The sequence below is a fragment of the Halodesulfurarchaeum sp. genome (assembly GCF_036626455.1).
Taxonomy (GTDB): domain Archaea; phylum Halobacteriota; class Halobacteria; order Halobacteriales; family Halobacteriaceae; genus Halodesulfurarchaeum.
The window spans coordinates 1-22385 of the sequence record NZ_JAZKRK010000033.1 but is presented as its reverse complement, the minus strand read 5'-3'; the positions used below and the strand labels follow the sequence as shown (position 1 = coordinate 22385).

The window sequence follows — 22385 nt, the reverse complement described above, 5'->3', positions numbered from 1 at the left end:
GCTGAGTGCCGGGAGTCCACATCAAAGCCCCACCATTAACAATAGAACTCGGTACAGGTGACCGAAGTCGGTTAGAGTAGTTTACGGACACTGAAACAGTTGCCCGATGAGTTTCTCCTCGACAACCCCAAGACGCTGTGAGAGTGCCTGTTGGGAAATGTCAAGGTGGGCGGCCATCACCTCAAGGGTGGTCTCTCGGGGCCGTTTGTAGTATCCCTCCTCGATCGCCAATTTAACGGCTGACCGCTGTTTTTCCGTGAGATCCGACAGGTCGACTCGTTCGACCCGGTCTGTCATTTCGCCGTCATTGTTGGACGTGATTTCCATTAGCTCGATTGTATTACCGACTTCTCGCAGATCGTCAACAATTTCCTCCACGACGGACCGGTCGGGGACATGGGTCGTGATCGTGATACCGTGTTCGTCGACGCTCGTAATATCCGCGATACAGGCATGTTCGTGGAAAACGGTACAGGCACAGTCGTCTTCGAGAGTTTGTTGGGTGTGCTCGATGACGGTTTCGCTTCGGTTGACAATGGCTTTGCAGAGACACGTATCGCCGGCCAATTGCGCCTCGATTTGTTCGGGCTGAACGTCGAACTGGAGCATCGGACAGTTTCCCTCAGGTTCGAGCCGAATGACGACCCGCAACATTCGTTCCTCCTCGTTTGGCGGTTGTTCGCGCGGCCTCACCGGATTTCACCCCGTAAATCCGACACTCCTCCGTAATCCCTCATTCAACAATTACGTAGATTGTACTCAGTCATAAGACTGGCTACTTTAACTCGAGACTACTCATAACAGTGTCCGGTTCGATTCCCAAAATACTGTGGTTAGCCCTGCTCGTTTCCGAGTATCGCTTCGGCAGTTTCGAGATCGGCTTGGGTATTCACGTTGAAGAAGGTGTGTTCGTCTGCGTTCGCCCACAGGTCCTCGCCCTCGAGAGTTACCGAATCGAGAGCAAGAGCCGGTTTGATCGGGCGTTCTGCACCGGCCTCCAGTGCATCGTTGATTGCCGTCAGCATCGGATCGACCCGATAGACCGCTTGAAGTGGCTGATACCAGTTCCCCTCACCGTGGCGGGGAATAGCCACCTGATGGTCCTGAACCTGGTCGAAAAGGGTCTGGATGAACGCAGGATCAACAAACGGCATATCACAGGCCAAGACGACCGCCAGTTCTGTATCGGCAGCACTGAGTCCGCGTTCGATGCCCTGCAGCGGCCCGGCATCCTCACGCTCGTCACAGGCGAACGTCACCGGGAGGGGATAGTCGGACAGGGTTTCGGTCAAACACTCGACTTGCGAGTCTCGACAGTTGACGACGAGTTCGTCGATGACAGGGGTGATCCGGTCAGCGACGTGTCGAACCAGTGGCCGGCCGGCCAGTTCCGCACAGACCTTGTCCTCGGTCCCAAACCGGGTCGATCCGCCACCACAGACGAGCACTCCCACGGCCATTGACCGAACCTACAACACGACGATATAGGAGTCCTTGGTTCGACTGAAACGACCCCATAATGATTACAGGTGGCATATCGATGAGGAAACGTTGACAACAGCCCCCACCGTAGTGTCAGCGGATGCTTGTTGCACTTCCCACGTCGGCCGAAGGGACAAAAGCGGCCTCGGTTTCATCGCACTTCGGTCGAACCGACGGTTTCACCCTGTACGATACGGACACGGACGAAACCGATTTCCTTGAGCACACCGGGGGACGCGGCCGGAACGCGAGTCCACCACCAGTTACTATCACCGAGGCGGATGCTGACGTCGTCATCGCTGGTGACATCGGGCGCGGCGCAGTCTCCCGATTGCAGAAAGCGGGTATCACCGTGTATCGGGGAGCCGAGGGAAGCGTGGCGGATGCACTTGACCAGTGGCGCGAAGACGCGTTGACCGAAGTTGATCCGGCCGACGTCCATGGCCACGATCATGGACATGGACACGACGGTGGGCATGATCACGACCATGGAGATGGTGGGCACGGACACGGCCATGAAGACGATGAGCATGACCACGGACATGCCCATCACGAGGGAGAGGGCCACGGGCACGGCCACGACGACTGTAATGGCGACTGTCACGACTAATCGTCGAAAACGCCACGATACTCAAACTTTCAGCCAAGCGGTGTGCTGCACTCAGAACGGTGTCTCTGGGCCGGCAGCCTCCTCCCCGTCGTCATCGTAATTCGGCACTCGGATCCCCATCGATTCGAGTTTTGCCTTCCCGGACTCGGTCGCGTTCTCCGGGGACCAGGGTGGCTCCCAGACCAGTTCGACGTCGACGTCAGAGACGCCTTCAACGGCCTCGGCGGCCACGGTGACGTTTCGTTTGATACTATCCGCGATCGGACACCCCATACTCGTCAAGGTCATATCGATGTGCGCCGAACCGGTCTCTTCATCGACCTCGATCGAGTAGACCAGGCCGAGGTCGACGATATTTACCGGGATCTCCGGATCGTAGACCTCCGATAGTGCGTCCCGGATGTCGTCGCTGAGTGCCATGTACCCTGGCTTCGCTATTGAGAGTCAAAAGGATTGTTCTACCCGCTCAATTCTCTCGTGTTTTTTCGATTGCTCCTCGTCCGAGGATTCCGGCGAATTCCAACCGCTCCCGGAGGTCGTCGTCCTGCAAGGCCTCCTCGATTGCCGTCGAGAGCAGTCGTCGGACCGCTGCCAGACTTGATTCGACCAGTAGTTCAAGGAGGCGGTGAATTCCCCTCAATGTTCGTTTCTACCGGAGCCGTCACGTACACGAGTCTCGGCCCACTATCCGTCATTCATGGACTTCCCTATTGGGACCCATCTGGCTCGGTACGAACAGACCCAGGGGGTCCTTCCTGAACGGCTCGACGCACTCGGAGAAACCTATCGTGAGCAGGGCCTTCTCGATCGCGAGCAGTTGTACGAACTCGCCTACGAGACCTCGACTCGGAGTGCCTACCACGTGAAGAAGAACCCCCGAGACCGATGCCGGAAAGTGACCGAGAACGTCCGTCGGGTCGACGGTGACTTCTCGAAAATACAGCTCCTTTCCGGACTCAGCGGATTCAAGGCGCCGACAGCCTCTGCAGTGCTCACCGCTTTCGATCCGGGCCGTCACGCGGTCGTCGATACCCGAGTCTGGGCCAGCCTCGACAGACTCGATCTCCTTGACGGCCGAAAGGAAACCTTTGACGCGGGTGACTACGTCACCATGATCGAACCGATCCGGGAACTCGCCGCCGAGAGTGAGTATTCAGTGGCGGAGGTCGGATATGCCCTGTTCGCGGCCGATGTGGCCGAGCGGGAAGACACCCTTCATTGAGTGTGACATGGTCTCTCGGGCACGCTTTTGTTACCGGGGGTCCTCTGTTCAGAACACATGACGGAAAAGACACAGTATCTGGCGGAGAAAGTCGCCGAGATGGAGGAACGGGGAGAGACCTGGGACCTCCGGACCCTCCAGACACCGTCGAAACCAAACGTGAAAGTCGAGGGGAAAGAGGCGATCCTCCTCGCGGCGAACAATTATCTCGATCTGGCGAACGATCCGCGTGTCAAGGCGGCCGCCCAAGATGCAATCGACGAGTTCGGAATGGGTGCGGGGTCGGACTGGTCCATCGCTGGCTACATGGAAGTCCAAGAAGAGTTGAACCAGGCCATCGCCGACTTCAAAGATACGGAAGCAGGGGTCTCCTTCCAGACGGGATTTTCGGTCAACGCGGGCGTACTCCCCCAATTGCTCGAAGACGGTGACGTCTATCTTTCCGACAAGTTGAATCACGGCAGTATCATCGACGGCGTCCGCCTCTCTCCGGCGGACGTGAAGGTTTATGACCACACGGACATGACCAGTCTGGAAGAGACCCTCGAGTCGGTTCACGAGGACTACAAGCGGATGATCGTGGTCACCGATGGCGTGTTCTCCATGGACGGGGACATCGCCCCGATGGACGAGATCCAAGACTTGGCCGATGAGTATGGCGCAATGACCTACGTCGATGACGCCCACGGCGAAGGTGTCCTGGGCGGCGGTCACGGAATCGCGAGCGAGTTCGGTCTCGAGGACCGGATCGACTTCCAGATGGGCACGTTTTCGAAGGCCGCTGGCGGCTTTGGCGGGATGCTCGCGGGCGACGAGGAAGTTATCAATTACGCCTATAACACCGCCCGAACTTGGCTCCTAAGTGCCGGCTATCCGCCCGCGATCGCCGCGGCGAACATGAAGGCCCTCGAAATTATCGAGAACGAACCCGACCGAGTCGAAAAACTCTGGGAGAACCGGGAGTACTTCGTAAGCGAGATGGAGTCGATGGGCTGGGATACGGGTCGCAGCGAAACGCCGATCGTGCCCGCCATGGTCGGAGACAGCAACAAGGCCAAGGAACTCGGCAACCGGCTGTTCGAGAACGGTATCTTCGCCCTGCCGATCGTCTTCCCAATGGTCCCGCGGGGCGAGGCCCGGATCCGAAATCAGTTGAGTGCCGGCCACACGGAAGCAGACATCGACGAAGCGCTTCGGGTGTACGAAGAAGTCGGTCGAGATCTCGATCTGATTTAACTCCTTAGCCGAGTTTTTCCTCGAGGTGCTCGAGCATATCAGCGGTCATCGATTCCAAGTCATAGGTATGCTCCCACCCCCAGTCCTCGCGAGCGGCCGAGTCGTCGATGTCGTCCGGCCAGGAGTCCGCGATCTCCTGGCGCTCGTCCGGTTCGTAATGGGCCTCGAAATCCGGGCGATGCTCTTGAATTGCGGCGGTCAGTTCTTTCGGCGTGAAACTCAATGCCCCAACATTGTAGGAACAGGGGTACTCGAGCGAATCCCGTGGGGCGGTCGCAATTCCGATGAGGGCGTCGATCGCATCAGCCATGTACATCATCGGCAGTTCGGTATCGTCCCGGACGAAGTAGTCGTATTCACCGTTCTCGATCGCGTCGTAAAACGCCTCGACGGCGTAATCAGTGGTCCCACCTCCGGGCAGCGTTTTGTGGCTAATGATCCCGGGGAGCCGAACACCTCGGACGTCCAGGCCAAAGTTCCAGTTGTAGTAGTTTCCCATATGCTCGCCGAAGACCTTTGAAATCCCGTAAATCGTCCGAGGGGCCAATGTCGTCATTTCACCCGGATCTGTCGGCGTCTCCGGGCCGAAGACCGCGATCGAACTGGGAACGACCAGCCGTTCCAATCCGTGCTGGCGGCCAGCCTCCAGGACGTTGTGGAATCCCTCGATGTTGACCTCGAATGCGAGTTGTGGGTGGTTCTCCCCCTTCGCAGAGAGGATCGCTGCCAAGTGAAACACGGTGTCGACATCGTATTCCTCGAGTGCAGTTGCAAACGCCTCCTTGTCCCTGACGTCTATTTTTTCAGTCGGACCTGATTCGGCTTCGGGTTCTTCGATATCCGTCGCGACGACGGTTTCGACCTCCGACCGTTCCTGGAGGGCCGGGATAAGTTCGGAGCCAATCTGCCCACGTGCACCGGTAACGAGAACCGTTTGCATGCGTCGATATTCGTCGGTGGGCGGTATAAATTGCCGCGGTTTCTCTTAGCCGGTCGACAAGCGGCCCGGCGCTGGGCAATAGTGACGGAGGCTAACCATTCAAGTCCGCCCATCACATACGCCGGCCCATGCAGGATACCGGCCCTTTTGGGGCACTCCGCGAATTCGAACACGACGGGGAGTCGTATCGGATCGCCGACCTCACCGTTCTCGAAGACGAGGGACTCTGTGATCTCGACTCGCTCCCCGTAAGTATTCGCCTCCTTCTCGAATCGGTCCTCCGGCAGGCTGACGGGGAGAGCATCACCGAAACGGATGTCCGGAACGCAGCGAGCTGGGAACCGACGGTTCCAGATGCGGAAGTTCCGTTCACTCCCTCCCGAGTCGTTCTCCAGGATCTGACTGGCGTCCCGGCAGTCGTGGACCTGGCGGCACTCCGCTCGGCAGCGGCCCGGAAAGACCGTGACCCGACCATCGTCGAGCCGGAAATCCCGGCCGACCTCGTCATCGACCACAGTGTGCAGGTCGACTTTTACGGGTCGGATTCGGCCTACGAGAAGAACGTCGAACTCGAGTACGAACGAAACGGGGAGCGCTACCGTGCACTCAAATGGGCCCAGCAGGCCTTTGACGACTTCAGCGTCGTCCCCCCGGGAACTGGGATCGTCCACCAGGTGAATCTGGAGCACCTCGGACAGGTCGTTCACGACCGTCAAATCGACGGCGAGAACTGGCTCCTTCCGGATACCCTCGTCGGTACAGACAGCCACACGCCGATGATCGGTGGAATTGGGGTGCTCGGCTGGGGTGTCGGCGGGATCGAAGCCGAAGCCGCGTTGCTCGGCCAACCAGTCACAATGAAATTACCGGAGGTCGTCGGTGTTCGGCTCACCGGCGAACTCCCCGAAGGGGCAACCGCGACAGATCTCGTGCTCACCATCACCGAGCACCTTCGCGAGGTCGGGGTTGTCGACCGCTTTGTCGAGTTCTTTGGACCTGGCGTCTCGACCCTTGCCGTGGCCGACCGCGCGACGATCGCGAACATGGCCCCCGAACAGGGCTCAACCATCTCCATGTTCCCGGTCGACGACGCAACACTCGATTACCTCGAGTTAACCGGGCGCGACCAGGATCACATCGATCTTGTCGAAGCGTATCTCAAGGAACAGGGGCTCTTCGGGGAACAGAACCCAGACTACACGGAGACCGTAGAGGTCGACCTCGGCGGCGTCGAACCCAGCCTCGCCGGCCCGACCGAACCGCAGGACCGGATCCCGATGGGCGACATGGACACCGACTTCCGAGAGTTGCTTGCTGACGAGGTTGGCGCTGAGGGAGCGCCCGAAAGTGCCTACGAAAAATGGCTGGCTGGAGCAGCCGTCGATGATGAGGTCGGCGGACTTGCCGAGTCCCACGAGATCGAAATGCCTGATGGTCGATCCACCGAGATCGGTCACGGGAGCGTGGTTGTCTCAGCGATCACCTCCTGTACGAACACCTCGAACCCCTCTGTCATGGTCGCAGCCGGGCTCCTGGCCCGGAACGCTGTAAAAGCAGGCCTTGACGTCCCACCCCACGTCAAGACCAGCCTCGCACCAGGAAGTCGTGTCGTGACCGAGTATCTCGAAGAGTCGGGTCTCCTTGAAGACCTGAAAGAACTCGGGTATCACGTGGTTGGCTACGGCTGTACGACGTGTATCGGAAACGCAGGCCCGCTTCCTGACCCCGTCGAAGCGGCCATCGACGAGCAGGACCTCTGGACGAGCAGTGTGCTGTCCGGGAACCGGAACTTCGAGGCGAGGATTCACCCGAAAGTTCGGGCGAACTACCTCGGTAGCCCACCGCTCGTCGTGGCATATGGGCTCGCTGGGCGGGTCGACATCGACCTGGAATCGGACCCGATCGGCTACGGCGACAACGGTGAACCGGTCTACCTGGAAGACATCTGGCCGGGGAGTGACGAGATCCTGGACGTGGTCCATGACAGCGTCCATTCGGAGATGTTCGAGGAGAAGTACGACTCGGTCTACGAGGGGGACGACCACTGGGAGGCACTGGACGCGCCGACTGGAGACGTCTACGAATGGGACGATGAGTCCACGTACATTCGCGAGCCACCCTTCTTCAAGGATTTCCCACTGGAAAAACCAGGCGTCCAGAATATCGAGGACGCCAGGTGTCTCATGACCCTGGGCGATACGGTCACGACCGATCACATCAGTCCGGCCGGGCCGTTCGGACCCGACCTTCCGGCTGGCCAGTGGCTCATGGACCACGGTGTCGAGCCGGCCGATTTCAACACCTATGGATCGCGGCGAGGTAATCACGAAGTGATGATGCGCGGGACCTTCGCAAACGTCCGCATCGAAAACGTGATGCTGGACGACACGGAGGGGGGCTATACCATCCATCACCCGACCGAGGAGGAGACCACCGTCTTCGAAGCCAGTGAACGGTATCGTGAGGCAGACACCCCCCTCGTCGTCATGGCGGGTGTGGAGTTCGGCACCGGATCGAGTCGTGATTGGGCGGCGAAGGGCACCGACCTGCTCGGCATCCGTGCCACCATCGCGGAAAGTTACGAACGTATCTACCGGGACAATCTCATCGGGATGGGTGTCCTTCCGCTCCAGTTCCAGCCCGGCGATTCCTGGGAGTCACTGGGACTCGACGGAACAGAGCAGTACACCATCACCGGACTTGCGGATGGCCTCGATGTCAACGCGGAACTGTCGGTACGGGCGACCCACGAAAACGGTTCGACGACCACATTCCCGATAACCGCACAAGTTGGCACCCCTGCTGGGGTCGACTACGTCGAACACGGCGGCATTCTCCACTACGTGTTGCGCCAACTGCTCACTGAGTAGGGGAAAGTGTTAGGCTGCCCGCGGTCCCCGAAACTGATATGGGCGAAACCGATGCCATCGACCGGGTGGACGAACCGGTCACGATGGCGAATATCGAAGCCGATCTCCGTGAAATGGGTGTCACCGGCGGGGAGACCCTGCTCGTCCATGCCTCACTGAGTGCCATCGGGTGGGTGAGTGGAGGCGCCCAAACCGTTGTCGAAGCTCTATTGGACGTGGTGACACCGGAAGGCACACTCATCATGCCCACACATTCCGGGCAGTACACTGATCCGGCAGAGTGGGAAAACCCGCCAATTCCTGATGACTGGGTCGAGACCGTGCGAGAAACCCGCCCAGCGTTCGATCCGGAGCGAACCCCGACCCGGGACGTCGGCAGAATTCCGGAAACGTTCCGGAGCTATCCCGGAGTCATTCGAAGCGAGCATCCGATCTATTCGTTTGCCGCAACCGGTGCAAACGCGACAGAAATCGTAGGTAATCACCCGCTGGATTACGGCTTGGGCCCGGACTCGCCACTCGGAGCCATCTACGAACTCGACGGGAGCGTCCTCCTGCTTGGCACGACCCACGAAACGAACACATCGATCCACCTGGCGGAGTATCTGGCAACCGTCAAGACCGCGGAGCGAACGCGTCATGCACCGATCCGGCAGGGGGGAGAGCGTGTCGAGGTCGAGTACCGCGATATCGAACTCGAGGTCGAGGATTTTGCAATGTTGGGTGCCGATTTCGAGGCAGACGTGGGGAGTACAAGGGGCCAGGTCGGTGCAACAGACGTCCGACTCGTGGACCAACGCACCCTCATCGAGTACGCCGTCGACTGGTTCGAACAGAACCGCTGAACACGAACCTCAATAGTTCAACAGATTCTTTACTTGTCCAAACTGAGTTGCACACACATGGAGCTCCGAACCCGGACGCTCACCTGGAGTGCTGTCCTCTTTTTCCTCCTCTTCGGTACCGTCACCGTGAGTGCCGGGATCGGACCCGTTTCGATCGCGCCGCCTGACGTGCTCAAAGTCCTGCTCAATCAGGTAGCAATCCCGACGTCAGTCACACTCTCTGCTGGCCCGCTGGCCGGATTTCCGCTCCCGGAGTTGGGGTTCACCGAGGTCTTTCAGTTCGCGGTATCGGAGACGACGAATACCATCGTGTGGACAGTCCGGATGCCCAGAATCGTCCTCGGGGCTCTGGTGGGCTTTGCCCTCGCTGTCGCCGGTGCAGTTATGCAGGGCTTTTTCCGGAATCCAATGGCCGACCCGTCGATCATCGGCGTTTCCACGGGCGCAGCAGTCGGTGCAGTCGCCGCAATCGTCCTTCCAGTCCCGGTCGGGCTCCGGGCGGCGGCCTTTATAACCGGCCTGATCGCTGCTTTTGGCGTCTACCTCATTGCGACGGAAAACGGACGAACACCAGTCGCGACCCTCCTTCTCGCAGGCGTTGCCGTCCAGACGTTTCTCGGGGCCGTCATCTCCTTCATGCTCACAATGGGAGGCCAGAGCCTCGAACAGGCTGTATATTGGCTCATGGGCCACCTGCACAACGCGACCTGGGACGAGGTCAGGTTCGCCTTCCTCTTCATCCCAGCCCTGTTTGTGATCCTGGCGTGGTATAGCCGTGATCTCAATGTGCTCCTCCTGGGCGAGGAAGATGCAGAAACCCTCGGAATCGAAGTCGAGCGGACGAAACGAATCCTCCTGGGGGTTTCGAGTCTGATTACGGCTGCAGCAGTCGCCGTGTCGGGTGTCATCGGCTTCGTCGGGCTGATCGTTCCCCACATGATGCGGTTGGTCGTGGGCCCGGACCACCGAATCTTGCTTCCGACGAGTGCCCTCGCGGGAGCAGCCTTCCTCGTCATGACCGATACGGTCGCCCGAACCTGGGCTGGAGAGATCCCGGTCGGAATCGTTACCGCGGCCCTTGGAGCGCCCTTTTTCCTCTTCCTGCTCAGGCGTCGGGAGGTGCATGCCCTATGAATTCACGATTGAACGACGTCCTCGAAGGAGTGACCGGCACGGCAGAACGAGACCTCTCTGCCGGCGACCCGGAACGCCCAATCGTGGATGTCTCGGATGTCTCGGTGACGCTGGGAACCGTCCAAGCACTCGATTCGGTTTCAGTTGACGTCGAACGTGGCGAGTTTCTGGGCGTGATCGGGCCGAACGGCGCCGGAAAAACCACGTTATTGCGCACTATCAGCGGCGTCTTGAATCCGAGTCGCGGCTCCGTGTTGGTCGATGGGCACGACGTAACCGCATTGCCTTCGAAAGCGAGTAGCCGACTGGTGGCCGTCGTCCCCCAGCAAACCACGCTCGCGTTCGATTTTGACGTTCGCGAAGTGGTCGAGATGGGGCGGACCCCATACCGCCGGCGAGTCAGCGTAAACGTCGCCGACGACGGGGACATCGTCGAGCAGGCACTCGAACGGACCCAAATCGCCGAGCTTGCGGATCGAGATATTCAGGAGGTGAGTGGCGGTGAGCGACAACGAGTCCTACTCGCCCGCGCGCTGGCCCAGGATACCCCGGTACTGCTCCTCGACGAACCGACAGCAAGCCTGGACATCAACCACCAGATCCGAACCCTGGAACTGGTCAAATCGTTGGTCGAGGAGGGCAAATCGGTCATGGCACCGATCCATGACCTCAACCTCGCAGCCCATTACTGTGATCGATTGCTCCTGCTTTCAGACGGGAAGCGTACTGCACTCGGCTCGCCACCAGAGGTGTTGACCGAATCGAACCTCGAGTCGGCTTTCGGCACCGACGCGGTGGTCACGAACAACCCGGTGACCGGCTCGGTCTACGTGATGGCGCTGCCGGATGGGGCTCGTGACCGAACCGGGCCACACGTTCACGTGATCGGTGGGGGTGGCTCGGCGGCCAGATTGCTCTATCTCCTCGCGGCAAGTGGGTACCGGGTGTCGACAGGTGCCCTCAACGAGGGTGACGCCGACATCGATACCGCTCGCATGTTGGGGGTGAATACGGTGACGCTCGAACCCTACGCGCCGATCGATGAGGCCACAGCCGATCGGGTGGTCGATCAAGTCGAAGACGCGGCAGTCACAGTCGTTGCCGACCTGGCAATCGGGAACGGGAATCTTCCCAACCTCCGGGCCGCCGCGCACGCCGAGCAGGTTGTCCTCATCGAGGACCGGCCCATCGAGGACCGGAATTACGCCGGCGTCCGTGGTCGAGAGCTGTATGATTCGCTGCGGGAACAGGCGACAGTCGTCGAGTCACGGAACGTCCTGGATGCGGTGGAGTCTGCCATCAAAGCAGATGGCTAATCTGCAGAGTACTCCTCGATATGTTCGAACAACGCCTGAGCGACTGCCGTATCGATGGGTGGCTGTTCGTATTCGGCGAGCAGAAATTCGACCCGGCTGGTCGCCAGCTCGGTCACTGTTACGTTGCCGGCTGTGTGCCAGGTTTCATGGCTGCCGCGGATATCGGTCGTATTTTCAAAAACGGGGGCATCGGGAAGCATTTCCGGATCACGTTCATCGAAAAACGCCGCCCCAGGTTCCGCCTCTCGAAGCTGGTCCAGGGACGGCTCCAATTTGAGATTCGTGGCAAGTGCGGTCGCTTCGGTTTCTGCCTGCTGAAGTGTGCGAATGCGCTCGGAGTCGAGGACGGTCTTTTCCGGGGAGACACTCGCATAGGTGTCTAACCCGCCAGTCGCGTTCAACAGCAGGTCGGCCCCGGAGTCTATCGCAGCACTGAGGTGGTGCATTGACTCGGCCCCGCTCTGCTCGTCGATGGCCTTCGCATCGGTGGCGCCACCACTGCCCCGCGACGGCAGGTCGTAAAAATCGGCCATTTCGACGATCACGTCTTGTAACGACGAGCCAGGAATCCCGGCCGAGACTGCCCCGGCCGCCCGGTCATAGATAGTTGCTGAGCGGCCGAAAATCACCGGCGTGCCAGGATTGATCACTTGAACGAACACAGCGCCAAAAAGGGCCTCCGCAGTGACCTGCACCGCAGCTTCGGCAAGCGAATGCGGGGCCGACGCCCCTGGGATGGCTCCTGAGGAGACGGCAAGGGGTTGGCCGGCCCGAGCGAACTGTAGCAAGCCATCGACCATTGGCTTGTTCAAGACCAGCGGTGAGCGGACATGAAGGATACCCATGACCGTTGGGGCCTCCAAGTGCGGTTCGTCAAAGGCAGTTCGGGCCATTTCAAGGGACGCGGCGGCTTCGTCGCCGCTCCGAGCAGACCCAACGATCGGTTTGTCCGTGCCGGAAAAAAGCCGTGCCAGGAGTTCGTGGCCGGTGGCTGCCTGGTCGAATCCCCCAGGATTCCCCGGAAGGGAGTACCCCTTCGGACTACAGAGATCGTACCCGACCACATCAATGGCCGACTCCTGATGGGCCAGTTTCACGAGCTGATCGAAATCTGCCATCGTGGCTCGATGGCGTGGTTCACCGGGCCGTTTGACGTATCTGGGGCCACGAGTCGGTGCGATAACCGGGTCCCCGGTCCCGACCCTGACGCTCTTTTCCGGATCGCGGGCGCGCCAGTCAAACGACTCCGGGGCCTGATCAATCGCGTCGTCGATCAGGGCCGGTGACACGCGGACCATCGCTCCCTCGACCTCCGCACCGGCCGCAGCGAGTTCCTCACGGGCTGCAACGTGTTCGACTCGCATCCCCTCCTCGGACAGAAACGCAGTAGCCTGCTCGTGAATCGCCTTTCTGGCTGGTAGGGCCAGCTCCTGTGTCATGTAATCCTTCACGGAGAGGCCGGATATGGCTCTTCGGGGGGTGTGAGGGAGCACGGGACCCTGTTCAGGAGATCTCTTCAGCCCTGTTCTCGACCGATTCAACGAGCATCCGACTCTGACAGTCCGGACAAGCCCAGCGGTGGGTTGGCCCGAAACCCATCTCCCCCCAGGCGACCGTTTCGTAGCCACACCGGGGACAGAACAGGTCCCATTGGCCGGGCTCCCACAAGGCCTCCGGCACCAATTCCAGCCGAGTCGATCTGAGACAGCCCCCATAAGCACCCTGACATTGGGTATTGCCCAAATAGCTCGGCGGGTCTTCCTGATCGACGTCTCGGACTGGCTGGCGCGTGTGACAGACCGGACAGTCATACACCGGGCGGTTCATTCGAACAACACCTCCTGGACGAGCTGGCGAAGGGCCCGCCTGAGCGATTCGGTTTCCGGGGCCACGGTTACTTGCCGGTGGAACTCGCTTTCCCCAGCAGCCTCTTCGGTCGTGAGGTTGACACCAAGGACCGGCACCGTGAACCGTTTCAGTGCTTCCCGGTAGCGATCCGGATCTGACGGCCGGCCATCGGTGACGACGATCACGAACCGCGTTCCCGAGGCTCGTTTGAGGTACTCCCGAGCGATATGCAAGGTATCCGTCAGTGGCGTTCCCCCTCCGACGTCACCGTGGTACAGTCGGCCTGTGGCTCGATCGACGTCCCGATCGACCGGCTTTGCCAGTCGCACCTCCTTATCCAACAGTTCCAGCACGGAGACATCCACATCGACCGCCTCGAGCGCAACCGCGAGCATCCCCATCGCCTGTTCGGCCACCCGGACGTGTTTTCGCATGCTACCGGACCGGTCCAGAACGAACAAACAGTGATGCTCGGTCTCGTCCGGTTGCTCCCGTCGCTGTTTCACCCGTGTGTCCCCCGTCGCTGTCCGGTGAAGCGCGGCCGGGTCCAGCCGCCCCCGACGTTGATTCCGCTGAATGGAGCGTTTTCGCTCCTTCTGAAAGCGGTTCCGAAGGACCCGTGCAAGTCGGGCCCCGTCCGCCTTGGCTGCGGCTTCGGTCGGAGTGTGAGGAGCCGGATCGTCTTCTGGGATCACGACGCCCTCACTTTCAAGTTCGGTCTCGGTGGCCGAAACCGCCGCCTGGAGCGTTTCAAGCGTCTCGGTCCGCTCGTCGAGGGTTTCGCCGTCCCGGCGCTTGGCTTCGATCTCGGCGGCGAGGTCATCGGCGAGTTGGTGTTGGGTGTCTTCGTCTGTGGGGTCAGCCGGTTTTGACTCCGATGACTGGTCGGACGAAACGGGTTGGGTTTTGCGATCAGGTTCAGTAGAAGTGGCTGACTGGGGTATCGCGTGGCCGTGGTCAAGCGGTTCAGATCGTGTTTGCCTGATTTCGACGGCCGGGAGAGGATCGAACCGACCTGGTTCGATATCGTGGCCGGTGTCATCCGGCATGCCCCAGCAATCACCACTCCAGGCGGCGACCTGCCCCCGACCATCGGCATCGGCATCCTGTATCGCCGAAGTAATGGCCTGGAAACACTCGAAAGCCAGCCGGTTGCGTTCGACCGGATTTGTGACGCCGTGTAGTGCCTGTTTCGTCTTCCGAACCGGTGGCAACACGTCGGCTTCGAACCGGTCGCGGTCGGCAGACGTGTGGAAATGGTGAGACTCCTCGGTCGAATCACGCAGCCATTGGAGGGGGCCCGGTTCGATAACCGTCCCGTCCATCAATGCAAGCACCGCAGCCTGGGCCAACGGGTACACAAGTCCGCCATCCGGGTCAGCGATGCCCGGCCCAGCGGTGTACAGCAGGTTCGTTCTGACCTGTCGAAACCAGTCGCCGAAATTCGGCCACTGGTCCCTGATCGTCGCCTCGATTGCAGCATCCTCGACTGCGTTCCAGAGAGCCCCAGCGACAGGTCCATGGCCGTTTTCAATGTCCTGGAGTCGAGCGTGCACATCGGCGAAATCCGTGAATTCGAGATGGATCACCTCGTGGAGGAGTCTGACACGCTGGACCAGCAGTCCCCATTCTCGATCGGAATAGGCTGTCACCGGCTGCCCAACTGGGTCCCCTGAGAGTGTGACAATCGGACCGTCTTGCCCGCGTTCGATCGTGGCAGGGCGATGGGCCGTTTCGACCTGTACCACCAGATCCCACTGGCCGGTCCTGATTCGAGCGTCCCGCTGAAGGCGATCAGCACGCGCCTCGCTGGTTCGCAGGTCCGGGGCAGCGGCTTCGAGATGGGCCGAAACAGCCTCCCTGTCAGTGTCGCTGGTCAGGCGCATCTCAGAGTTCGGCCGTGATGGTATCCCGAATCGTCGCCTTGTCGAGTTTGAGCGTGGCGTGGCCGACTAACACGAGCTGGGCGGCTTCCGCAATGGGCATAAACTCTTGGTTGGGGCCCGCCATTTCGATCACCTTGAGCAGTTCCCGGTGACTGATCGGGGTTTCAAGTTCGTCGCGGCGGTGGGCTTCCCTGAGCTGTTCGGCCACGTTCGTCAACCGTCGTGCGGTTTCGGGACTGACACCGGTCTCTTCGACCAACAAATCGGCCTCCTCCTCGGGTGGGAGATACTCGACCGGCAAGACGACAAACCGGGAGCGAAACGCGTCGTTCATCTCGCTCGTCCCCGCATACGAGAGTGGATTTGCAGTCCCCACGAACCGAAAGGCTGGGTGAATATATCGCCCGAGATGTGTCTCCGGGTCCCAGGCAACCTCCGGCGGGAGATCCGTCAACGTCCGACCAGTCCCCCGGAGTGTGAGCCGCCGTCGGCCGACTTCCTCGCAGATGGCGTGGAGGTGAGAGGTAATGTCCCCCTCGGCCATGTTGATCTCGTCGGCGACGAAAATCCAGCCGAACAGCGCCGCCTTCGCCAGTTCGCCCAAGACATAGACGGTGTCCCCACCGACGAGGTCCTTCTCGCCGATGAGATCGAAAATAGTCGTATCCGCCCCGAAGTTCATTCGCGTGACTGGGCGGTTCGTCCGCCCAGCCAGCGTCAAAACGGCCGTGTTCTTCCCGGTTCCAGCTTCCCCTTCCAGCAACATCGGTTTGTCCAGTTCGCCCAGCGCCCGGGCGATGACTTCCTCGGAATCTCGGCTCCCAGTCATCGAAGAGGGGTGATATTCGGTCCGAACCGCCGGCACTTGCTTGGGGCCGGGCTCACGGACCGGGAGCCCTTCATACGTTGAGCCGGTCTGTGGGCCGACAAGCTGGGCAGCCGGATCGACAGTGACCCTGATCCCGGCGAGATCGTGATACTCGGTCGCTGACGTGCCACGTTCTTGTGTCATTGGCCCCCCTCGACGGCAACCGCAACACTGTCTCTTGGTCCGCCCAGCCAGCTGGTCGGTCGCGTCTTCGGTCCGGCCATCCACATCACGTATACCTGCCCTTGGCGGCCATGATTAGAAAGGCTTCGGCCGCAATCTCATCGGTAACGCCCCACTCACACACCCCGGAGGCCACCGATCAACCACCCTAGAGCCGTTTGTTCCACGTGTCGTTCTGGAATTTCGATTCGGCCAGTGCAGCGGCTCGATCGAGGGTTTCCTGCTCGAAGGTGGCTGACTGGGCCCCATAAGTCGAATCGACCGCGCCCTTCAGTGACTCGATGACTTCAGCCCGCGAGGCATCGACGTGATCAGTGATCCGAGCCACCCGTTTCTCGGCGGACTTCACGGCCTTGTCCGAAACCTTCTCCTTGCCGATCCGAAGTGCCTTGAGCATCGCTTCGATGTCGACACTGTAGCTCATCGTCGTGTGGTGTAACACGGCGTCCCCCGACCTGAGTTGAGCCGATCCGCCGATCTTGCCCTCCGGATGGCTGATGTCGTTGAGGGGTTCGTGAAACGCCTCCAGCCCAACCTCCCGTAGACCCTCTAGAACCCAGTCGTCGAGCGCCTCGTAGCTCTCCTCCACGTCCGCCGGCACGTCCTCCTCGCGGAGGTACATCGAGTACGTGATGATGTCCCCCGGTTCAGCGAACATCGCCCCACCGCCTGTGATCCGGCGGACGACATCGATGCCCGTTTCTTCGACGTAATCCGTAGCCACCTCATCCTCGTAGGCCTGAAAACGCCCGAGTGGAATTGCCGGCCCGCTTCGGTACCAGAACCGGACCGTCGGTTCGATCTCGCCGGCGTCCAGGCGGTCCAGGAGAACCTGATCGAGCGCATGATGCATCGGTTCGGCGTACACACCGTCGTCAATCAACCGAACCGTCATTGGAGGGCCTCCACAGTGACCGTTGCCAGGTCCGCGGCGTCGAATCCGATTAGGTCGGCCTCCACAGCTTGGATATCCGTTTCCAAATCCGTGGCCGAAGCGGCCGCTGGATGCCCTTCGATGGCTGCTTCGAGATCAGCGAGCGCCTCCGGTGGTTCGAGAAAGAAATCACCCGTGATCTCGATGTCCTCGATTGTGTCGTCGTACGTCACTTCGACCCGGACCAGTTTGCCGTCGGGCACTTTGACCGATTCAGTCGCCTGCATACCCCCATCCAGGGCCTTGCATTTCTTGTACCCCCCGGTTGCGGCGGGTGCTGTGTCTGGTCACTGGCAGTCAGGGCCCCGTTCGGCACCGGTGGATTCATCCCGTCGAACCTCTGATGGTCGAATATGCCGGAATCGGAAGTGACGTTGCCGGATGGAGTCACGAGCGATATCGACCGTTTCGTCGAATCAGGAGAGTTTCTAAACTGGGACCAGGCCGTCGAAGAGCTGCTCACACTGGGGTTGTCGGCCTACCAGACCGAAGAAGACACCGGATCCGAGGAATCCGTGTTTACCGGAACCGTCGACGACCAAGTTGATCCCGCGATAGCGGACGACGATCCCGGATCCGACCGAATGTACTGAGCGGCCTTAGGAACAGCCTGCTCACCCGATAGAAACAGTCTCGTCTGCCTCCTCGATCAGGTCGACCAGTTTCTCCATCTCCGCCCTGGGTCGAAGCTCATCAGCCGCCATGTCCCGATGATCGAGACAGCGCGAACAGGCCAATATTTCTCCGTCGTCCATGACGAACTTCCGGATGATTCCATGCGGGTTCACGTCATCGCCTGCGGGTTGGTCCGGTGCCTCGACACCCTCTCCGAGGAGATAGGCTGTTACGTCATGACCTGACGCAAGTGCCGAGGTCCCGAGGTGAAATCCGTTCCAGACCGCGCCCGGATCCTTCGTCTCCACGATCAGTCCAAGATGCATACCGGACCTTCGAGGCCGGGGACCAAGGGGGAACCGGTCGCGGCGAATTGATATACTGTGTCAGTCTGCAGTCAAATCGTCACAATCGGTCTAGTTCCCGATCGATATCGTCGTACTCCGCCGTTGTACTCTCGGACTCCTCGATTTCCAACAGTCGTTCGAGCTTTCGTTCGAACTCCGCGTCGCTGATCTCGCCCGCAGCGTATCGGTTTTTCAGTGTCTCAACCGGGTCAGTCTCATTCGTGTCCTCCGGGATGGTAACATCCTCGTCCTCCCACCACTCGGCGATTTCCTCCCGGTCTCCGAAAACCAACGCCGTCATTGGAACGATGATAATGTACCCGATCAACATGAAGGGGAGCCACCAGTCCTGACCGGTGAACAGCGCCCCGAGCCAGATACCCGTGACAGACACGGAGACGACTTCGGTCAGGTTCTCCCGGATCCGATCGATCGCTTGGCTCATAGACCTGTTTCGGAAGTGGGGGTTGTGAATCTCCCCAAGACGGTTATTCCGTCGCCGTCTCGATGGCCTGCTCCAGGTCCGCGATGATATCCGCAGGGTCCTCGAGCCCAACCGAGAGTCGGATCATATCCGGTTTGACACCGGCATCGGCGAGTTCCGATTCCGAAAGCTGCTGGTGGGTCGTCGAGGCGGGGTGGATGATGAGCGTCTTCGCGTCGCCGACGTTTGCGAGCAGGCTTGCGAGTTCGGTGGACTCGACGATCCGCTGAGCGGTGTCATAGCCACCCTCGACACCGAAGGTGAGCATGCCCCCGTAGCCGCCATCCAGGTATTTGTCGGCGTTCTCTGAGGTTTCGTGGCTGTCCAGGCCCGGGTATGTGACCCATTCGACGGCCTCGTGGTCTGCGAGATACTCAGCGACGATGGCCGCATTCTCCGAGTGACGGGCCATGCGGAGCGGGAAACTTTCGAGTTTCTGCAGGGTGACCCACGCGTCGAAGGGAGATTGCTGGTTCCCCAGGTCGCGAAGCCCGCGGGCGATCGCGGCATACGTGAATGCGGCATCCCCGAACCGTTCAGAGAAGTTCACACCGTGATACGCCGGGTTCTCACCACCGATCTCGGGGTACGAATCGGCGTGTTCGTCCCAGGGGAACGTGCCGGCGTCGACGATGACACCGCCGACCGTCGAACCCGCGCCGTGAAGCCACTTCGTCGTGGAGTTCCAGACCAGGTCAGCCCCGTATTCGATCGGTTGGGCGAGGTAGGGAGTGGCAAACGTATTGTCGACGAGAAGCGGCGTCCCGTTCTCGTGAGCAATGTCGGCGATCTGCTCGATATCCGGCGTTATCAACGCCGGGTTTCCAATGGTCTCGATCAGGACGTAGGCAGTATCCTCGTCGATAGCCTCGCGGTATTGGTCGTACTCGAGCGTGTCGACGAACTGGGTTTCGATGCCGCGCCTTGTAGCCGTGTGGTTGAGATAGGTATGGGTCCCGCCATAGAGCGAAGAGGCAGCGACAATGTTGTCACCGGCTTCAGCGAGCAGGAACGTGGTCAGATCCAGGCCAGCCATTCCGGATCCGGTGACGGTTGCGCCGACGCCGCCTTCAAGTGAGGCCAACCGATCCTGGAGGGTTTCGATGGTGGGATTCATGAGCCGGGAGTAGATGTACCCGGGTTTCTCAAGGGCAAACTGCTCGGCGGCGTCCTGGGCGTCCGCGAACTCGTAGGACGTCGTTTGGTAGATAGGCGGTGCTCTCGCGCCGGTTGCCGAATCGGACTCCTGGCCCGCATGAATCGAGCGGGTGAAGATGCCGTGGTCGTCTGCTGTCATCAATTGGGGAAAGTAGAGGTCGTTGTATAAACTCTGCGAATAAAGTATGTCATAATCATGTTTTTCAGTAATATATCAGCGAAGCAATCCACCTTCGAGCGGCGTTTGTTGAAAAACTCCCGATGGGCCAAAAGAGCCCTATTCGAGCGGAAGAACCTGTTCTACTTCGATGATTTCGTCGCTCGGTGCGACGTCGTTGGCGCCGGATTCCTCGTAGATTTCGACGACGGTTTCGACATCCGGGGCCTCCCACTCACAGATGCCCATTCCGTCCTCGTTTGCGAAGGTGCCCTTAAACGTCACGTTGTCGTACTGCTCGACGGTCTCGACGACGTTTGCCTGAAGCTCTTCGAGTTCCTCGCGAGAGGCATCCGGGAGCCGTCCGTCCTCGGAATACCGCATCGTTATGATTCGTGCCATTGGATCCACCGTTCGGATTTTCGAAAGAAAGCACCATAGGTGTATCCACACCTTGGGTCCGTTACTGGGGTTTCCCCAATACTATATCATATTTCCAGTACTCACACAGGTCCACTTCAGTCCGGGTGACTTATTCAGTCTGCAGAGGGATTGATGGTTATGGACGAATCGCCCACTGCTGGCACCATCCTTGCGAAACGGACCGAAGCGCTCCCGGATCCTGGATTCGAGGTCAGTGCCGTCGTCGAGGGCGACGAACTGGTCATGGTTCAAACTGAGGTGGGTTTGGCCGGTGTCGCGATGAATCCCGAGGGCCCCATCCCAGATGTGACGGGAAACTCGACATACGAGGTCGCCCGGCAGGGGGCGACTGCGACGGACACCGGAACGCGGGCAGTGGGCGTGGCCGCGCTCAACGCTATTGACCCACCGAACCAGAGACAGCCTGGCCTCGATCCGTTCCGGAGTCTCGACCCGGAGACCGAACAGGTCGCCATGGTCGGGCTCTTCGGGCCGGTTCTGAAACACCTCGACGCGGGTCATGTCGACGTGTTCGAACGGAACCCGCAGACGGTGACGGTTCCGGAGTCCCTCGCAGCCGAACTGGACACCGCCATGCATCCGCCGGCGGCCGCCTCCGAACTGGTACCCGAAGCCGAGGTCCTTTTCATAACGGGTTCGTCACTCGTGTGGGGTGGGATCGAGACCTACCTACAAGCGGCGCGGCCCGATCAGACCGTCGTGGTAGTGGGGGCAAGTGCCTCGTTTGGTCCCCAACCACTCTTCGAGGCCGGTGTGTCGATGGTTGCCGGTGCGAGTGTAACGGATCCCGAACACGTCAGGCGTGCCATCACCGGGGGAAAATCAGAAGCAGACCTTCACGACGGCGGGCTCACCAAGTGGGCAGTCGTCGATCCCACGGTCTCCTCGCTGCCCGGACTGTGCCTCGACTGATTCCACGGATTGGTGGAACGCGTGCAAACGGCGGCGACCGTCAGCAATACCTTTGGGCGTCTCGCGCCAATTGACAGGCGATGACAGGCGAGACTTTCACCCCAGAGAAAGCGTGGTTCACGTCCGTCGCCCCGGACGGCATCCCGACAAACACGTCGACCGTGATTTCTGGCCCGGGGGGCTCAGGCAAGCCCCTCATCGGCTTTGCAGTTCTCGACGCCTGGCTCGACGCCGGCGGTCAGAGCGTCCTCCTCCTGACAAACTCCGGCGCCGAGTTCGTCTATGACACCATGGAGTTGCTCTACGACACCGAGCGCTCGGTTATCGACGAGCAGGTCGAATTCGTGGATTTCGATCCCACCATGGACCCAGGCGTCGACGCCATTGAAATTTCGGAGGAGATGATTCGTGGCAACTTGCTCGACCCGGCCGTCTGGCGAAAGACGATCGAGCAAGCCCTCGACCGCACCGATGATTCCGGTCCGGGAACCGTGCTTTTCGGAACCGCGCTCAACCTCTTCCTCTTCTCCGACACGTATCGAGACCCGATTCTGGACGCTTTCGAGGAGACTGTAAAGCGCGAAGACCTGACCAGTCTGTTCACCGTGAGTTCCTCGGCGTATGCGGCAGAAATCGGGCGCGTCGAGGACGCCGCCGACACGGTCTTGTTGACGGACATGGAAGACCGGCAACTCCGACTCCGCGGCGACCGGTCCGAGAGTGTCCCACTGGAGAGGGGCTTCCATCCCGTCCCGTTTACGAGCGAGCAACTCGACCGGATCCGGTCGGTCGCAGAGGCCTCCCGCGACGAGTTGCTCCCGACGATCAAGGCGATCTGATCACCCGGCGACGCTGGCCCATCCCCGGAGGGTCAGTGGCAAGACGACCACGGCA

The 22385-nt window shown here is 60.3% G+C and carries 25 protein-coding genes; 10 read left to right on the top strand and 15 right to left on the bottom strand.

The features are described 5' to 3' along the window. Positions 1-81: 81 nt before the first annotated feature. Both V5A26_RS09425 and mobA read right to left on the bottom strand, forming a co-directional pair. On the bottom strand, positions 82-654 hold the full coding sequence (locus V5A26_RS09425; protein ID WP_332321577.1) for a helix-turn-helix domain-containing protein: 573 nt from the start codon (positions 652-654) through the stop codon (positions 82-84). A 179-nt stretch (positions 655-833) separates the two neighbouring features. Continuing rightward, complete coding sequence (gene mobA, locus V5A26_RS09420; RefSeq protein WP_332321578.1) at positions 834-1460, bottom strand: molybdenum cofactor guanylyltransferase; 627 nt, start codon at positions 1458-1460, stop codon at positions 834-836. A 122-nt stretch (positions 1461-1582) separates the two neighbouring features. Between mobA and V5A26_RS09415 the strand changes: the two genes are divergently transcribed. Beyond that, positions 1583-2092, top strand: coding sequence for a NifB/NifX family molybdenum-iron cluster-binding protein (locus V5A26_RS09415; protein ID WP_332321579.1), 510 nt, complete (start codon positions 1583-1585; stop codon positions 2090-2092). Between the two features lie 51 nt (positions 2093-2143). On the opposite strand, the gene V5A26_RS09410 is transcribed toward V5A26_RS09415, so the two are convergent. Continuing rightward, on the bottom strand, positions 2144-2512 hold the full coding sequence (locus V5A26_RS09410) for a metal-sulfur cluster assembly factor (RefSeq protein ID WP_332321580.1): 369 nt from the start codon (positions 2510-2512) through the stop codon (positions 2144-2146). 46 nt (positions 2513-2558) lie between these two features. Next, positions 2559-2732 carry a hypothetical protein gene (locus V5A26_RS09405; RefSeq protein ID WP_332321581.1) on the bottom strand — a complete coding sequence of 58 codons (174 nt, stop codon included), beginning with the start codon at positions 2730-2732 and terminating at the stop codon, positions 2559-2561. Positions 2733-2789: 57 nt separating this feature from the next. Here V5A26_RS09405 and V5A26_RS09400 point away from each other — a divergent pair, with 57 nt between their 5' ends. Further along, on the top strand, positions 2790-3314 hold the full coding sequence (locus V5A26_RS09400; protein ID WP_332321582.1) for a hypothetical protein: 525 nt from the start codon (positions 2790-2792) through the stop codon (positions 3312-3314). Positions 3315-3371: 57 nt separating this feature from the next. Then, positions 3372-4550 (top strand): aminotransferase class I/II-fold pyridoxal phosphate-dependent enzyme, encoded by a 1179-nt coding sequence (locus V5A26_RS09395; protein WP_332321583.1) that lies wholly within the window; start codon positions 3372-3374, stop codon positions 4548-4550. A 4-nt stretch (positions 4551-4554) separates the two neighbouring features. Here V5A26_RS09395 and V5A26_RS09390 read toward each other — a convergent pair whose 3' ends face one another. Next, on the bottom strand, positions 4555-5490 hold the full coding sequence (locus V5A26_RS09390; RefSeq protein ID WP_332321584.1) for an NAD-dependent epimerase/dehydratase family protein: 936 nt from the start codon (positions 5488-5490) through the stop codon (positions 4555-4557). 128 nt (positions 5491-5618) lie between these two features. Between V5A26_RS09390 and acnA the strand changes: the two genes are divergently transcribed. From acnA to V5A26_RS09370, 4 genes are read left to right on the top strand one after another with little or no spacing between them, the layout of a single operon-like run. After that, positions 5619-8360 (top strand): aconitate hydratase AcnA, encoded by a 2742-nt coding sequence (gene acnA / locus V5A26_RS09385; RefSeq protein WP_332321585.1) that lies wholly within the window; start codon positions 5619-5621, stop codon positions 8358-8360. Between the two features lie 38 nt (positions 8361-8398). Next, on the top strand, positions 8399-9205 hold the full coding sequence (locus V5A26_RS09380) for an aminoglycoside N(3)-acetyltransferase (protein ID WP_332321586.1): 807 nt from the start codon (positions 8399-8401) through the stop codon (positions 9203-9205). A gap of 57 nt (positions 9206-9262) precedes the next feature. After that, positions 9263-10339, top strand: a complete 1077-nt coding sequence (gene btuC, locus V5A26_RS09375) for a vitamin B12 ABC transporter permease BtuC (protein ID WP_332321587.1) — start codon at positions 9263-9265, stop codon at positions 10337-10339. Further along, entirely contained in the window at positions 10336-11655 is a 1320-nt protein-coding gene (locus tag V5A26_RS09370; protein ID WP_332321588.1) for a heme ABC transporter ATP-binding protein, read from the top strand. Before btuC ends, V5A26_RS09370 begins: the two co-directional genes overlap by 4 nt. On the opposite strand, the gene V5A26_RS09365 is transcribed toward V5A26_RS09370, so the two are convergent. From V5A26_RS09365 to V5A26_RS09340, 6 genes are all read right to left on the bottom strand, one after another. Next, positions 11652-13094 carry a trimethylamine methyltransferase family protein gene (locus V5A26_RS09365; protein WP_332321589.1) on the bottom strand — a complete coding sequence of 481 codons (1443 nt, stop codon included), beginning with the start codon at positions 13092-13094 and terminating at the stop codon, positions 11652-11654. The genes V5A26_RS09370 and V5A26_RS09365 overlap by 4 nt on opposite strands. 64 nt (positions 13095-13158) lie before the next feature. Further along, positions 13159-13482 carry a hypothetical protein gene (locus V5A26_RS09360; protein WP_332321590.1) on the bottom strand — a complete coding sequence of 108 codons (324 nt, stop codon included), beginning with the start codon at positions 13480-13482 and terminating at the stop codon, positions 13159-13161. Continuing rightward, a complete protein-coding gene (locus V5A26_RS09355; RefSeq protein ID WP_332321591.1) occupies positions 13479-15389 on the bottom strand; it encodes a vWA domain-containing protein in 1911 nt (636 codons plus the stop codon). The genes V5A26_RS09360 and V5A26_RS09355 overlap by 4 nt, the downstream gene beginning before the upstream one ends. A 1-nt stretch (position 15390) precedes the next feature. Then, a complete protein-coding gene (locus tag V5A26_RS09350) occupies positions 15391-16401 on the bottom strand; it encodes an AAA family ATPase (protein ID WP_332321592.1) in 1011 nt (336 codons plus the stop codon). 187 nt (positions 16402-16588) lie between these two features. After that, positions 16589-17335, bottom strand: coding sequence for a lipoate--protein ligase family protein (locus V5A26_RS09345; RefSeq protein ID WP_332321593.1), 747 nt, complete (start codon positions 17333-17335; stop codon positions 16589-16591). Next, positions 17332-17601, bottom strand: coding sequence for a hypothetical protein (locus V5A26_RS09340; protein WP_332321594.1), 270 nt, complete (start codon positions 17599-17601; stop codon positions 17332-17334). Before V5A26_RS09340 ends, V5A26_RS09345 begins: the two co-directional genes overlap by 4 nt. Before the next feature lie 126 nt (positions 17602-17727). On the opposite strand from V5A26_RS09340, the gene V5A26_RS09335 reads away from it, so the two are divergent. After that, positions 17728-17967, top strand: coding sequence for a DUF7120 family protein (locus tag V5A26_RS09335; RefSeq protein WP_332321595.1), 240 nt, complete (start codon positions 17728-17730; stop codon positions 17965-17967). Between the two features lie 21 nt (positions 17968-17988). Here the strand turns inward: V5A26_RS09335 and V5A26_RS09330 are convergent, their stop codons facing one another. The 4 genes from V5A26_RS09330 to V5A26_RS09315 all read right to left on the bottom strand — a co-directional run bounded on the left by V5A26_RS09330 (position 17989) and on the right by V5A26_RS09315 (position 20537). After that, positions 17989-18315, bottom strand: coding sequence for a DsrE family protein (locus tag V5A26_RS09330; protein ID WP_332321596.1), 327 nt, complete (start codon positions 18313-18315; stop codon positions 17989-17991). A 79-nt stretch (positions 18316-18394) separates the two neighbouring features. Then, positions 18395-18781, bottom strand: a complete 387-nt coding sequence (locus V5A26_RS09325; RefSeq protein ID WP_332321597.1) for an SHOCT domain-containing protein — start codon at positions 18779-18781, stop codon at positions 18395-18397. A 43-nt stretch (positions 18782-18824) separates the two neighbouring features. Continuing rightward, positions 18825-20117 (bottom strand): O-acetylhomoserine aminocarboxypropyltransferase/cysteine synthase family protein, encoded by a 1293-nt coding sequence (locus V5A26_RS09320; RefSeq protein ID WP_332322349.1) that lies wholly within the window; start codon positions 20115-20117, stop codon positions 18825-18827. Positions 20118-20255: 138 nt separating this feature from the next. Beyond that, positions 20256-20537, bottom strand: coding sequence for a nickel-binding protein (locus V5A26_RS09315; RefSeq protein WP_332321599.1), 282 nt, complete (start codon positions 20535-20537; stop codon positions 20256-20258). Positions 20538-20696: 159 nt separating this feature from the next. On the opposite strand from V5A26_RS09315, the gene V5A26_RS09310 reads away from it, so the two are divergent. Next, entirely contained in the window at positions 20697-21491 is a 795-nt protein-coding gene (locus V5A26_RS09310) for a Rossmann-like domain-containing protein (protein ID WP_332321600.1), read from the top strand. Between the two features lie 80 nt (positions 21492-21571). Further along, positions 21572-22330 (top strand): hypothetical protein, encoded by a 759-nt coding sequence (locus V5A26_RS09305; protein ID WP_332321601.1) that lies wholly within the window; start codon positions 21572-21574, stop codon positions 22328-22330. Positions 22331-22385: the final 55 nt, after the last annotated feature.

Bases quoted from the DNA above. Each gene is read 5' to 3' on its own strand.
- V5A26_RS09315 (WP_332321599.1), bottom strand. From the start codon at position 20,537: ATGGCACGAATCATAACGATGCGGTATTCCGAGGACGGACGGCTCCCG.
- V5A26_RS09380 (WP_332321586.1), top strand. From the start codon at position 8,399: ATGGGCGAAACCGATGCCATCGACCGGGTGGACGAACCGGTCACGATG.
- btuC (WP_332321587.1), top strand. From the start codon at position 9,263: ATGGAGCTCCGAACCCGGACGCTCACCTGGAGTGCTGTCCTCTTTTTC.
- V5A26_RS09370 (WP_332321588.1), top strand. From the start codon at position 10,336: ATGAATTCACGATTGAACGACGTCCTCGAAGGAGTGACCGGCACGGCA.
- V5A26_RS09320 (WP_332322349.1), bottom strand. From the start codon at position 20,117: ATGACAGCAGACGACCACGGCATCTTCACCCGCTCGATTCATGCGGGC.
- mobA (WP_332321578.1), bottom strand. From the start codon at position 1,460: ATGGCCGTGGGAGTGCTCGTCTGTGGTGGCGGATCGACCCGGTTTGGG.
- V5A26_RS09395 (WP_332321583.1), top strand. From the start codon at position 3,372: ATGACGGAAAAGACACAGTATCTGGCGGAGAAAGTCGCCGAGATGGAG.
- V5A26_RS09355 (WP_332321591.1), bottom strand. From the start codon at position 15,389: ATGCGCCTGACCAGCGACACTGACAGGGAGGCTGTTTCGGCCCATCTC.
- acnA (WP_332321585.1), top strand. From the start codon at position 5,619: ATGCAGGATACCGGCCCTTTTGGGGCACTCCGCGAATTCGAACACGAC.
- V5A26_RS09415 (WP_332321579.1), top strand. From the start codon at position 1,583: ATGCTTGTTGCACTTCCCACGTCGGCCGAAGGGACAAAAGCGGCCTCG.
- V5A26_RS09410 (WP_332321580.1), bottom strand. From the start codon at position 2,512: ATGGCACTCAGCGACGACATCCGGGACGCACTATCGGAGGTCTACGAT.
- V5A26_RS09350 (WP_332321592.1), bottom strand. From the start codon at position 16,401: ATGACACAAGAACGTGGCACGTCAGCGACCGAGTATCACGATCTCGCC.
- V5A26_RS09335 (WP_332321595.1), top strand. From the start codon at position 17,728: ATGCCGGAATCGGAAGTGACGTTGCCGGATGGAGTCACGAGCGATATC.
- V5A26_RS09325 (WP_332321597.1), bottom strand. From the start codon at position 18,781: ATGAGCCAAGCGATCGATCGGATCCGGGAGAACCTGACCGAAGTCGTC.
- V5A26_RS09310 (WP_332321600.1), top strand. From the start codon at position 20,697: ATGGACGAATCGCCCACTGCTGGCACCATCCTTGCGAAACGGACCGAA.
- V5A26_RS09360 (WP_332321590.1), bottom strand. From the start codon at position 13,482: ATGAACCGCCCGGTGTATGACTGTCCGGTCTGTCACACGCGCCAGCCA.
- V5A26_RS09400 (WP_332321582.1), top strand. From the start codon at position 2,790: ATGGACTTCCCTATTGGGACCCATCTGGCTCGGTACGAACAGACCCAG.
- V5A26_RS09345 (WP_332321593.1), bottom strand. From the start codon at position 17,335: ATGACGGTTCGGTTGATTGACGACGGTGTGTACGCCGAACCGATGCAT.
- V5A26_RS09330 (WP_332321596.1), bottom strand. From the start codon at position 18,315: ATGCATCTTGGACTGATCGTGGAGACGAAGGATCCGGGCGCGGTCTGG.
- V5A26_RS09305 (WP_332321601.1), top strand. From the start codon at position 21,572: ATGACAGGCGAGACTTTCACCCCAGAGAAAGCGTGGTTCACGTCCGTC.
- V5A26_RS09390 (WP_332321584.1), bottom strand. From the start codon at position 5,490: ATGCAAACGGTTCTCGTTACCGGTGCACGTGGGCAGATTGGCTCCGAA.
- V5A26_RS09340 (WP_332321594.1), bottom strand. From the start codon at position 17,601: ATGCAGGCGACTGAATCGGTCAAAGTGCCCGACGGCAAACTGGTCCGG.
- V5A26_RS09365 (WP_332321589.1), bottom strand. From the start codon at position 13,094: ATGACACAGGAGCTGGCCCTACCAGCCAGAAAGGCGATTCACGAGCAG.
- V5A26_RS09425 (WP_332321577.1), bottom strand. From the start codon at position 654: ATGTTGCGGGTCGTCATTCGGCTCGAACCTGAGGGAAACTGTCCGATG.